The sequence below is a fragment of the Stenotrophomonas sp. Steno-Z1 genome, assembly GCF_056393175.1.
The window spans coordinates 71,074-83,155 of the sequence record NZ_JBWJPB010000008.1; the positions used below are offsets into that span (position 1 = coordinate 71,074).

The 12,082-nt window shown below is 69.2% G+C and carries 12 protein-coding genes; 6 read left to right on the top strand and 6 right to left on the bottom strand.

The annotated features are described in order from the left end of the window. Positions 1 to 139 precede the first annotated feature (139 nt). From motA to AC06FD_RS17290, 4 genes are all read left to right on the top strand, one after another. Positions 140 to 994 (top strand): flagellar motor stator protein MotA, encoded by an 855-nt coding sequence (gene motA / locus AC06FD_RS17275; protein ID WP_259207208.1) that lies wholly within the window; start codon positions 140 to 142, stop codon positions 992 to 994. Between the two features lie 9 nt (positions 995 to 1,003). After that, entirely contained in the window at positions 1,004 to 1,948 is a 945-nt protein-coding gene (gene motB, locus AC06FD_RS17280; RefSeq protein WP_259207209.1) for a flagellar motor protein MotB, read from the top strand. A gap of 343 nt (positions 1,949 to 2,291) precedes the next feature. Next, positions 2,292 to 2,801: a hypothetical protein gene (locus AC06FD_RS17285; protein WP_449335226.1), complete on the top strand. Its 510-nt coding sequence runs from the start codon at positions 2,292 to 2,294 to the stop codon at positions 2,799 to 2,801. A gap of 14 nt (positions 2,802 to 2,815) precedes the next feature. Further along, on the top strand, positions 2,816 to 3,091 hold the full coding sequence (locus tag AC06FD_RS17290; RefSeq protein ID WP_312237700.1) for a DUF4031 domain-containing protein: 276 nt from the start codon (positions 2,816 to 2,818) through the stop codon (positions 3,089 to 3,091). Between the two features lie 187 nt (positions 3,092 to 3,278). Here AC06FD_RS17290 and AC06FD_RS17295 read toward each other — a convergent pair whose 3' ends face one another. Continuing rightward, positions 3,279 to 3,821, bottom strand: a complete 543-nt coding sequence (locus tag AC06FD_RS17295; protein WP_259207215.1) for a DUF6630 family protein — start codon at positions 3,819 to 3,821, stop codon at positions 3,279 to 3,281. Between the two features lie 138 nt (positions 3,822 to 3,959). On the opposite strand from AC06FD_RS17295, the gene AC06FD_RS17300 reads away from it, so the two are divergent. Beyond that, positions 3,960 to 4,211: a DUF3297 family protein gene (locus AC06FD_RS17300; RefSeq protein ID WP_259207218.1), complete on the top strand. Its 252-nt coding sequence runs from the start codon at positions 3,960 to 3,962 to the stop codon at positions 4,209 to 4,211. Positions 4,212 to 4,361: 150 nt separating this feature from the next. On the opposite strand, the gene AC06FD_RS17305 is transcribed toward AC06FD_RS17300, so the two are convergent. From AC06FD_RS17305 to AC06FD_RS17320, 4 genes are all read right to left on the bottom strand, one after another. Continuing rightward, entirely contained in the window at positions 4,362 to 6,005 is a 1,644-nt protein-coding gene (locus AC06FD_RS17305) for a Na+/H+ antiporter (RefSeq protein ID WP_259207221.1), read from the bottom strand. A 107-nt stretch (positions 6,006 to 6,112) separates the two neighbouring features. Then, on the bottom strand, positions 6,113 to 6,763 hold the full coding sequence (locus tag AC06FD_RS17310; RefSeq protein ID WP_478078445.1) for an alpha/beta hydrolase: 651 nt from the start codon (positions 6,761 to 6,763) through the stop codon (positions 6,113 to 6,115). Then, a complete protein-coding gene (locus AC06FD_RS17315; RefSeq protein WP_478078446.1) occupies positions 6,760 to 7,554 on the bottom strand; it encodes a dioxygenase family protein in 795 nt (264 codons plus the stop codon). The genes AC06FD_RS17310 and AC06FD_RS17315 overlap by 4 nt, the downstream gene beginning before the upstream one ends. Positions 7,555 to 7,591: 37 nt before the next feature. Then, a complete protein-coding gene (locus AC06FD_RS17320) occupies positions 7,592 to 8,002 on the bottom strand; it encodes a DoxX family protein (protein WP_478078447.1) in 411 nt (136 codons plus the stop codon). Between the two features lie 96 nt (positions 8,003 to 8,098). On the opposite strand from AC06FD_RS17320, the gene AC06FD_RS17325 reads away from it, so the two are divergent. Further along, positions 8,099 to 8,980, top strand: a complete 882-nt coding sequence (locus tag AC06FD_RS17325; RefSeq protein ID WP_259207229.1) for a LysR family transcriptional regulator — start codon at positions 8,099 to 8,101, stop codon at positions 8,978 to 8,980. Positions 8,981 to 9,002: 22 nt separating this feature from the next. Here AC06FD_RS17325 and AC06FD_RS17330 read toward each other — a convergent pair whose 3' ends face one another. Next, entirely contained in the window at positions 9,003 to 11,954 is a 2,952-nt protein-coding gene (locus AC06FD_RS17330; protein WP_394164272.1) for a bifunctional diguanylate cyclase/phosphodiesterase, read from the bottom strand. Positions 11,955 to 12,082 lie beyond the last annotated feature (128 nt).

The window sequence follows — 12,082 nt, forward strand, 5'->3', positions numbered from 1 at the left end:
CCCCCCAGGCGGGCAAGTGCGGGCCGTCGGCCCGCACGGCCCGGGGGCAAAAGTGTGACGTTGAGCGAACGGCCCCCTTCAGAAAACCTGAATCCGGGCCGACAAGGAGAGGTATCCCCTACTCCCTCCGCGTCGGCCCATGCTTATCTTCGTTGGATTCCTCGTCGTCATCATCAGCGTGCTGGGCGGCTATATCGGCGCGCACGGCAAGCTGGCCGCCCTGTGGCAGCCGTACGAACTGGTCATCATCGGGGGTGCGGCACTGGGCGCGTTCCTGGTCGGCACCCCGATCAAGACCGTCAAGCAGACCCTGCAGGCCACCGTGGGCGTGTTCAAGGGCCCGGCCTACAAGCAGCAGGATTACATCGACGTCCTGAGCCTGCTCTACGAACTGCTCAACAAGGCTCGCCGCGAGGGCTTCATGGCGCTGGAAGACCACGTCGAGCGCCCGGCCGAAAGCAGCATCTTCGCCAACTATCCCAAGGTGCAGGCCGACCACCACCTGGTCGACTTCATCACCGACTGCCTGCGCCTGATGATCGGCAGCAACATCGAGCCGCACGAGCTGGAGCCGTTGCTGGAGCTGGAGCTGGAAAAGCACCACGCCGAAGCGATGCAGCCCTCGGCGGTGCTCAATAAGGTGTCCGATGGCCTGCCCGGCTTCGGCATCGTGGCCGCGGTGCTGGGCATCGTGATCACCATGGGCTCGATCGGCGGTGAGATCACCGAAGTCGGCGCCCACGTGGCCGGCGCGCTGGTCGGCACCTTCCTCGGCATCCTGCTGGCCTACGGTTTCGTCAGCCCGCTGGCGGCCGCGGTGGAAGCACGTGCCGAGCAGGACAGCCGCATCTACGAGTCGGTGAAGACGGCGCTGTTGGCCTGCCTGCGCGGCTACAACCCGAAGATCGCCCTCGAATTCGCGCGCAAGACCCTGCCATCCAACGTGCGCCCGGGCTTCAGCGAGTTCGAACAGCACCTCAAGACGGTCAAGTAAGGCACCGCCATGGCCGAGAACAAACCCACCGTCATCGTCCGCCGGGTCCGCAAGGCCGGCCATGCCGCCCACCATGGCGGCGCGTGGAAGGTCGCCTACGCCGACTTCGTGACCGCGATGATGGCCTTCTTCCTGGTGCTGTGGCTGATGGCGGCCACCACCAAGCCCGAGCGCGCGGCCATTTCCGAGTACTTCCGCAACCCCAGCCCGCTGGCCGGGCAGAGTTCGACCCCGGCCCCCGGCATGGCTGGCCCGGGCGGCGCCAGTACGTCGATGATCAAGCTGGGCGGGGCGACCGACATCTCCCGTGGCAACAGCAACGACCCCTTCCAGAACAAGCAGGAAGCGGTGCCGCAGCCGGTGGACCAGCAGGCGCGCGACAAGCAGCAGCTGGAAGCGCTGATGAAGGAACTTCAGGAGGCGATCAGCAAGAGCCAGGCCCTGGAACCGTTCAAGGACCAGCTGCTGCTGGACCTCACCCCGGAAGGCCTGCGCATCCAGATCGTGGACAAGCAGAACCGGCCGATGTTCGACATGGGCAGTGCCGCGCTCAAGCCGTATACGCGCGACATCCTGCGCGAGCTGTCGCAGTTCATCAATCACGTGCCGAACCGGATCAGCATCACCGGCCACACCGACACCACCGCCTACAACGCCGTGCACGGCTACAGCAACTGGGAGCTCAGCGCCGACCGCGCCAACGCCGCCCGCCGTGCGCTGCTCGACGGCGGCATGACCGAGGACAAGGTGACCCGCGTGGTCGGCCTGTCTTCCTCGGTGCTGTTCGACAAGGCCCAGCCGGACAACCCGATCAACCGCCGGATCAGCATCGTGGTGATGACCAAGGCCGCCGAAGCCGCCGCGCTGGCCGGTGCCGGCCAGGAGCTGGCGCTGTCGCCCACCGCCGCCGACGCCGACATCCAGGCCGCCCAGGCACCGCCGACCACGCCCTGAGCGGTACGGGGTGGTCGGTGGTCGGCCGTGCGGTTGCGCGGACGCCCGGACGCTCGCCCGACGGGGCGACGCGCACGCCGCCTTGGCAGGGTCGCGCCCAGGCCGACTGCACCTGGATCGTCAGCGCAGCGGCCGCATCCGGGCGCCATGTCGTTGCAGGTCATGCGTTTCCCGGGCGTGGGCGGAACACCGGCGAGCGTCGGGACCCGACCCAACCGCGGCCATCGTTGCCCCGCTTCGTCGGGGCGACCCTGGCCGCGACCGCCCCATTGCCACCCGTGCCGACGGCAATGGCCAACCCCCATTACAATGGCGGTCTTTCCCTGTGTAGATAGACGCCACCATGTCCAAGCAGTCCAAGGCCAAGCGCGACAAGCGCAAGAAGCTGCAGCCCAAGCGCCCGATCAACCGCCTCAACGCCCAGCAGCCGGTGCAGAACCATGCCGTGCTGACCAACGAAGAGGGCCAGGTCGTGGCCGCGATCGGCCTGCAGGGCACCGAATGGCTGCTGGCCATCGGCGGCCAGACCATGGGCAACGCCGACAACCCGGTGCCGATGCTGGCCATGCTCAAGCACCTGTCCAACGTGCAGGAAAAGGAAGGCCGCAAGGTCAACCTGGAATACTCGACCCAGCTGCAGCAGCTGATCGATGACCTGGCCGCCGACGAAGGCAAGACCGCCGACGAATACCTGGCCCAGTTGGTGTCCGAGTTCGAGGGCGTGGAAGGTGAGGACGGCGACGAAGGCGACGCCGATGCCACCGCCGAAGACGCGCAGGTCGTGGAGCCGGCCGAGGCCGCGGACGCTGCCGACGCCACCCCGGCCGCCAGCGACGACAAGCCGCAGGCCTGAGCCACGGCCACCCGGTGACGGTCTATATCGACGATGCGGTCCACCCCTGGCGCGGCGAGCGCTGGGCGCATCTGATGGCCGACACCCTGCCCGAGCTGCACGCCATGGCGGCGCAGCTCGGGATTCCCCGGCGGGCGTTCCAGAACCGCCCCAGTGGGGCCCACTACGACGTGCCCGCGCCGCTGCGTGCGCAGGCGATCGCACTGGGCGCGCACGCCATTTCGCGCCACACCGATCGGGCGCTGGTCAAAGCGGTCATCGCCAACGCGCGCACGCAATACCAAGCGTAGTGCCGGCCGTTGGCCGGCAACCTCATCAGCCTGTCAGCGCACGCTGCCTGCCGGCCGTTGGCCGGCAACCTCAGCAACCTGTCAGCGCACGCTGCCTGCCGGCCGTTGGCCGGCACCTGCCGTCAGGGCTCGTGGCCGCCGGATGCCCGGAGCCGCCGACCAACGGTCGGCGCTACCGGTGGCGTCTTCAGAACGGGTCACTGCCCGGCCGCACTTCCACGCCCAGCAGCGAGCACAGCGCCAACATGGCGTCGTCGTCACGGCTGAGCGCCATCCACCCGGCCAGGCCACCGTTGCCGGTGTCCACGCTCCACAGCGAATAATTGTGCTCGCGCAGGCGGTCGTAGGCGGTCGCCATCAGCACCGGCGCATCCACGCGGGCCGCGAAATCCTCGTCGTCGAGGTCGCCGCCCCAGTCCAGCTGCAGGTTCCAGCGCGCGGACAGCTCGTTGACCGCCGACATCAGGGCATCGGCATCGCCGCGATCCACCTCGAAACCGGACTGCCAGGCGATCGCCGCCATCAGCGGCGGCAGCCAGTCGGCGTCCTCGTCGATCTCCTCGCCCGCCTCCAGCACCGCCTCGCGCCAGCGGTTGAACTGCTGCAGGCCCAGCTCTTCGTCGCCGGGGTTGATCAACACGAACAGATTCCAGATCCGCGCCTCGAAATCGTCTTCGTCGAAATCGCGCTCGTCTTCTTCGAAGTCGAAATAGTCGCTGTTGTCAGGCATGGCGGGTAGTTCCTTGAGGCAGGCGGGCATTCTGCCGTGCAGCGGCGTTGTCAGGAAGCGAAATTCGGCGCCGGGCGCGCCGCGGTTTATCCTGTGCGCCTGGAAGATGGCCGTGTTGGCCATCACAACTGACTGACCATGAGCGATACCCCTCCCGACCACCTGGCGATCAACCCGACCAGTCCCTTCCATGACGCCGCCGCCCTGGAGCGCGGGGTCGGCATCCGCTTCAACGAGGTCGAGCGCGACAACGTCGAAGAGTATTCGGTCAGCGAAGGCTGGATCCGCGTGCAGGCCGGCAAGGCCCGCGACCGCCGCGGCAACCCCATGACCATCAAGATCAAGGGCACCGTGGTGGCGTATTACCTGGACCAGAAGCCGGACGCCTGATCCAAGGCCCCGGCGTGGCGCCACCCCATGGGTGGCTGCCGCGATGCCGGGCGACTGGCGCGATGCCGGATGCGCGGCGCATGCCCGGCCCGGAACGCAGCCACCCGTGGGGTGGCTGTACGCGGTCCATGCGCGGACGCGGGCGCGATCTCAATCGCGCTGGCGCGTTTCCAGCAGGTCCAGGTTGCGGATCAGCTTGCGCGAGACCTCGTCGGAAATCGTGCCGCGCCGGGTCAGCCGGAACAGCTCCTCGCGCTCGGCGGTGAGCCCGGCCCCGCGCAGCTGGCGGTAGCCCTGTTCCATGCGCTGCACCTTCTCCGGATCCGCATCCGGGCCATCGTCCTTTTCAAGATTGCGCTGGTACAGCAGGCTCACCCGCGAGGCGGCGTCGTTGTACAGCTGCACGTTCTCGGTGGTCTGGTTCTGCACCAGCTGCTGGCGCATGCGCTCCACCCCGGCCAGTGCCGCCTTGGAGGCCAGCCGCCGGGCCAGGTCCTCGGCCTTGCGTTCGCCCGAATCGGCCGGCAATTCCAGCCCCTTGAGCAGGCGCGGCAGGGCCACGCTTGCCCCCACCAGCGAGAACAGGATCACCGCCGCCGCCAGGAAGATCACCAGGTCGCGTGCGGGGAACGCGCTGCCATCGGGCAGGAACAACGGCAGCGTGAGCACGCCGGCCAGGGTGATCGCGCCGCGTACGCCGGCCACCGAGGTGGCCACCACGATCCGCCACGAGGTGCCTTGCCGGACCTCGCCGCGATGGCGTGCGCGCAGCACGCTCCAGCGCAGCGACAGCCACACCCAGGCCAGGCGCAGCAGCACCAGCGCCAGGTTGATCACCACCACGTACACCAGCAGCCACCACGCACTGTGGTGCCCGCTCTCGCTGACGGTGGTGATCGCGCGGTCGACGATGCCCGGCAGCTGTTCGCCGAGCAGCACGAACATGATGCCGTTGAAGCTGAACTGCAGCATCCCCCACACCGCCGCGCGCTGCACGCGCATGCTGCCCGACACGCGGCCGGTCAGTTCGACGTAGCTCATGGTGATGCCGGCGGCCACCGCCGAGAGGATGCCCGAGGCATTGGCTTCTTCGGCCAGCAGGTAGGCCGCGAACGGGATCAGCAGGTTGACCAGCAGCGCCGCGCCCGGTTCTTCGCCGAAGCGCCGCCACAGCCAGCGCTGGAAGGTGGACACGCCCAGGGTGACCGCCACGCCGATCGCCAGGCCGGCCAGGGCTACCCACAGGAAGGTCATCGAAGCGGTGGCCAGCGAGAAACTGCCGGTCATCACGGCCGCCACCGCGAAGCGGAAGCAGACCAGGCCGGAGGCATCGTTCAACAACGACTCGCCCTCCAGGATGTGCATCAACCGCTTGGGGATGGGGGCGCGCGAGGCGATCGAACTCACCGCGACCGGGTCGGTCGGGGAGATGATCGCGGCCAGCGCGAAGGCCACCGCCAGCGGCATCACCGGAATCATCCAGTGGATCAGGAAGCCGGCGCCGATCACGGTGAACACCACCAGCCCGAACGCCAGCTCCAGGATCACGCCCTTGTCGCGGAACAGGCCTTGCTTGGGGATGCGCCAACCATCGAGGAACAGCAGCGGCGGCAGGAACAGCAGGAAGAACATCTCCGGCTCGAGTGCGTGGCCACGGTTGAACACCCCGGCAATCACCGCGCCAAGCCCGATCTGCACCAGCGGCAGCGGCAAGGACAGGGGCAACACCCGGACCAGGTAGCCGCTGGCCACCACGGCCACCAGCATCGCCAGTACGACTTCAATGGTATGCATGCATTTTCCAGTGGCGGCGCGAGGGGAGGCTGCAGGCAGCCGGCGCCGGAAACTGCAAAAAAACTACCACACCCTCCCGCCCACGCGAATGCCGGGAACGCGCCGGATCACGCCGCCGCCAGCAGCTGGCGTGCGCTCCAGGCGTGGAAATCGGCCTGCATCGCCGGGGTCAGCGTGTGATCGGCCGGGTAGCCGTGCAACGCATGCGCCACGCCCAGCGCCTGCAGCCGCGCCGATGCCGCGGTGGCCAGCGCGAACGGCAGCTTGCTGTCCTGTTCGCCATGCAGGATCAATCCCTGCACGCCGTGCGCGGCGATGTCGGCCGGAATGTGCGCGGCGATCTCGGGCAGGATGCGGCCGGAGAGGACCGCAAACCGCTGCGCCACCTGCGGTGCGGTGAGGGCCACGCCGGCACTCATGATGCCGCCCTGGCTGAAACCGGCCACCAGCGTGTGCGCGGCATCCACGCCCTGTTGCGCCTGCAGCCGGCGCACGTAGTCGATCAGCAACTGCCGGCTGGCCTCGGCCTGGCCGGGATCGATCACCGGCCCCTGCGCGCCGAACTGCACGCTGAACCAGCCGAACGCATCCGGCCCGAACGCCAGCGGCGCGCGCGGCAGCGCCACCTGCAGGCGCGGGTCCAGCCCCTGTGCAAGCCCGAGCAGCGAACACTCGTTGCTGCCCACGCCGTGCAACAGCACCACCAGCCCCTGCGCCGGGCCGGTGGCCGGCCGCACCACGGCATGCAGCGCGCTCATGCCGCGGCGCCGTCGAAGCGATAGATGTCCATCGCCAGGAACCCGGCGTCGATGCCCGCGTCGATGCGCTGCGCACCCAGCGCGTCGCCACCGGCCGCGCCCATCGCAAAGTGCAGCGGCTGCAGGTGCTCGTCGGTGGGATGGGCCTGCACCGCATGCGGTGCGCGCACCCGGTAATCCAGCAACGCGGCACGGTCGTCGGCCTGCAGGCGCTGCTCCACCCAGTCGATGAAGGGCCGCACGTAGGGCGCGTCCTTGCCGTCCTGGTAGCTGCCCCAGTCGTGCAGGTTGTGGGTGATGCTGCCCGAGCCGACCAGCAGCACGCCCTGCTCGCGCAGCGGCGCCAGCGCACGGCCCAGCGCGAACTGGTGGGCAGGCCCCAGCAGCGGCTGGATGGCCAGCGGCACCGCCGGGATGTCGGCCTGCGGGTACAGGAAGCGCAGCGGCACCCAGGCGCCGTGGTCCAGGCCACGCCGTGCGTCGATGGCGCTGCGCAGCCCGGCAGCGTCCAGGCGCGCGGCGATGTCAGCGGCCAGGGCCGGCTCGCCCGGCGCCGGGTACTGCAGGTCGAACAGCGCCTGCGGGAAACCGCCGAAGTCGTGGATGGTGGGCGGCTGCGGGTGGCCACCCACGGCCGGCTGGTGGGTGAGCCAGTGCGCCGACGCCATCACGATGGCGCGCGGGCGCGGCAACTGCGCCGCCAGCGCCGCCAGGCGTTCACCGACCAGGCCCGGGTTGAGCGCGGTCATCGGCGATCCGTGGGAGATGTACAACGAAGGCAGACGGGACATCACAGGCTCCAGGAGGGGGGCATCGAAAAGGCGGCGCTCAGCGCGAGGCAAGCGTCCACTTGCCATCGCCGATGCAGAACAGCACCAGCAGCGCGAGCGCCCAGAACGCGGGGTATTCCCAACCGCCGCCGGCATTGGCGAAGCTGAAGCCATGGGCGCCGTGCACGCTGACGATGGTGCCCAGCAACAACGGCACGCCCACCAGCCCGACCCAGCGCGCGTAGATGCCGAGCAGCAGGGCCGCGGCCAGGGTCAGTTCCAGCGCGATGGTCAGGTAACCAAGCGCAGCGGGCAGGCCCAGCGACTGGAAATAGGCCGCCGTGCCGGCCGGGGTGAATACCAGCAGCTTGGTCAGGCCGTGGACCAGGAACAGCGTGCCCAGGCTCCAACGCAGCAGGGTCGGACCGAACGCGGCAAGCGCGGGCGCAGGGACGGGGGTCGTTTGCATGGAACACCTCGCGGACTAGGATGGGATCAGCTTATTGCGCGCTGCCGTGGCGATAAATACGATCACCCGACGCTGTTTATTACCGGATTCGAAATAATGGACACTCTCGAGGCGATGCGGGTTTTCGTGGCCGTGGTCGAGCGCAACGGCTTCAGCGCCGCCGCGCAGGCCCTGGACATGTCCACGGCGGGGGTGACCCGGCAGATCGCCGCGCTGGAAAAGCGCCTGTCCACGCGCCTGCTCAACCGCACCACGCGTCGGGTCAGCCCGACCAGCACCGGCGCGGCCTATTACGCGCAGTGCGTGCAGTTGCTGGCCCAGTTCGATGCGCTGGAGGCCAGCATCGGCGCCCAGGCACTGGAGCCCTCCGGCGTGCTGCGGGTCAATGCGCCGGTCAGCTACGGCATCGCCCGGCTTGGCCCGCTGCTGGCCGGCTACCGGGCGCGCTACCCGCAGGTCACGCTGGAGGTGTCGCTGTCCGACCGGCTGGTGGACATGGTGGAGGAAGGTTACGACGTGGCCATCCGGATCACCCGCCAGCCCAACCCCGCCCTGATCGCACGCAAGCTGGCCGACACCCACATCACCCTGTGCGCCGCGCCGGCCTACCTGGACCTGCACGGCCGGCCGCAGCGCCCGGAAGACCTGGCCGCGCACGAATGCCTGGGCTACAGCTACTGGGGTGGCGGCGACGGCTGGCCGCTGCGCGGTCCGGGCGGCGAGGTCACGGTGGCCGTGCACGGCGGCCTGCGCGCCAACAACGGCGACGTACTGCGCGAAGCGGCACTGGCTGGCATGGGCATCATCCTGCAGCCGGATTTCCTGGTCGGCGACGCGCTGGCCGAGGGCCGGCTGGAACGCCTGCTGCCGGACTGGGACGTGGCCCCGATCGGCATCTTCGCCGTCTACACCAGCCGCAGCCACCTGGCGCCGAAGGTGCGCAGCTTCATCGACTACCTGGTGGACGCGCTGGGCTGACGGCGGCCGCCGGCGACGGGCCTCAAGTGGCGTCGGCGGTTTCCAGCCGCGCGATCACCTTCGCCAGCGGCGCGGGCCGCCCCAGCAGGTAGCCCTGCACCTGGTCGCAGCCATGCGCGGCCAGCCACTGGTGCTGGCCCGGCGTTTCCACGCCTTCGGCGATCACGGTCAGGCCCATGCTGTGGCCCAACGACAGCAGGGCGCGGCAGATCGAGGCATTGCGCGGGTTGGTTTCCACGTCGGCCACGAAGCAGCGATCGATCTTCAGGATGTCCAGCGGCAGGTGCTGCAGGTAGGACATGTTCGAGTAGCCGGTGCCGAAATCATCCAGCGAAATGCACACGCCCTGCTCGTGCAGGCGCTGCATGGTCTGCTTGGCCTGGGCCGGCTTGCGCATCAAGCTGCTCTCGGTGAGCTCCACGTGCAGCGCGCCGCGTTCCAGCCCGAATTCCTGGCTGGCACGGGCGAACTCGGCCACCAGGTCGCTGTTGAAGAACTGCACGGCCGACACGTTGACCGCGATCGGCAGCGCCCAGCCGGCATCGGCCAGTTGCCGCTGTGCCTGCGCCGCCGCACGGATCACCCAGCGGCCCAGCGCCAGGATCAGCCCGGTGTCCTCGCACAACTGGATGAACTCGCCCGGCGGAATGAAGCTGCCATCGGCCTGCGGCCAGCGCAGCAAGGCCTCCAGCGCCGCCGGCGTGCCATCGCTGGCATGGCAGATCGGCTGGAAGTACAGCTCGAATTCGCTGTCGATCGCACTGTGGATGCGCCCGGCCAGGCGCAGCCGCTCGGCCAGGCGCGAGGTGACCGTGTTGTCGAACCAGGCGATCACGCTGCCTTCGTCGCGCGCGGCATGCGCGGCCTGCGCGGCCATGCCGATCACCTGTTCGGCCGGCACGTTGTCGCCATCGAACTTCACCGCCACGCCGATCCGCGGCTCGAACTGGTGCAGCCAGTCCTGCCCGCGCACCGGTTCGGACACGGTCTGCACCAGCGTATCCAGCGCGGTCTGGCGCTCGTGGTCGTCGCGGATGGCGAAGATGAAATCCTCCGCCGGCTGGAACGCGAGCAGGCCATAGCGCGTGCCGAGTCCGCCCAGGCGCTTGGCCATCGCCTGCAGCACCACCTCGCCCACTTCACGGCCGAGCGTATCGGCCACCAGCTGCAGCCCGCGGAACTGCACGTAGGCGATGGTGTAACTGCCGCCCTCCTCGTCCAGCTGCGCGGCCAGCGCGCGCGTGTTGAGCAGGCCGGTGGCCGGGTTGTGGGTGGCGTGGTAGGCCAGGTCGCGCTCGTAGGCGAGCCGGTCGCTGATGTCCTCGGCCAGCACCAGGCAGGCCTGGCGCCCGTCGAAATCCAGCCGTGACAGGTGCGCGCGCACTTCGAACAGGGTGCCGTCCTTGCGCCGGTGCATGCGCACCTGCGCATCCTGCGGATCGCCCAGCGTGGCCCGCGAGATCGCCCCGCGGATCTCGTCCCAGCCTTCGCGCGGGCGGATGTCGAGGATGCTCATCGAGAGGAACTCATCGCGGGTATAGCCGTACTGCTGCACCGCGGCCTCGTTGACCTCCATGAAGCGCAGCGTGTCCGGGTCGAACACCCAGAACGGCGCCGGGTTGCGGTCGAACAGCAGGCGGAACTGGCGCTCGGCCTGCTGCACCCGGGCCAGCGCCTGGACGCGCTCGCTGACGTCGGTGAGCGCGCCGATCATGCGCCGCTGGCGGTCCACCACCGCTACGCGCTGGCCGCGTGCCGAGACCCAGCGCACCGCACCGCCGGGAAGGACCACGCGGAACATTTCATCCAGCACGCCGTTGCCGGCGAAGGCATTGTCGAAGGCCAGCTGCATGCGCTCGGCATCCTCGCGATGCACCCGGGCGAAGAACGCGGCCACCGGCAGGCTTTCGATGTCGATGCCGAAGATCTCGCGCGCCAGGGACGACCAGCGCAGCAGCGAGGCATCCTCGTCCACGTACCAGGTGCAGACCTTGCCCACCTGGTGCGCCATCAGCAGTTCGGCGTGGTGGGTGCGCAGCTCCTCGGTCAGCGCATCCTGGCTGCGGGTGGCGCGGCGCAGGCTGACGTACACCAGCGCGAACACGCCCCAGTACAGCAGGTACAGCACCACGGAGGCGTGCAGGTAGGGCCACCACGGCGCCAGCACGTCTTCGCGGCCCAGCCCGGCATACACCGCGATCGGATACTGGCCCAGCGTGGTCAGGGTGGAAATGCGCTCGACGTTGTCGATGGTGCTGGTTTCGATGCCCAGCGGGGTCACCGCGTCGCGGCGCAGCATGTCGCGCCTGCCGAGGTGGAAGCGTTGGCCGGTGAGCCCGACGGTGTCCGGGCTGCGCGCCAGCACATACCCCTGCGAATCGGTGATCGAGATGACCCCGTGCTGCCCGGTATCCAGGCCGCCGATGATCGACTGCAGTTCGCTGGTATGCAGCCGGCTCAGCAGCCAGCGGTCGTCGCCCATGCGCAGCGCCAGCGGCAGCACCCAGCGCTGCGCGTTGCGCTGCTGCGGCGGCCCCAGGTACAGCCGGCTCTCGATGCCGCGGTTGGCATCGACCGCCCACAGCGGCAGGTACAGATCGCCGCTGCCACTGGTCAGTGCGCGCCCGTACTGGTCCACCACCACGATGCTGTCCAGCTCGGCATGGCGCTGCAGCACGCCGCTGATCGCGTCGTCGAGCAGGTCCGGGGCCTGGCCGGGGACGCGCTCGAACAGCAGCGCGCCGTCCTCGGCAATGCCCAGCATGGCCCGTTCCAGGTTGCGCAGCTCCAGCCGCAACAGGCGCTGCGAGCCGGCGGCCAGCGCCGAACTCTGGCGCTGCGCGGCTTCCTGGCGGCGCTGGTAATCGCTGGCCAGCATCATCGCCAGGCCGATCGCCAGCAGTACGCCCAGGCTGGCGCCCAGCCACACGAGCGTACGCAGCGGCCGCGCCAATGCGTGCTTCAACGCGGGCATCGACGACCTCTCCCGCTGCAATGGGCTGACTTCATGCGTAAACGCTTCCTGGTTTCCCCAAACCTGAGCGGCCGAAGCCTGGGATTCTTGATGTCCCGGCGGCAACAAACATACGGTTGGCCGGCCGG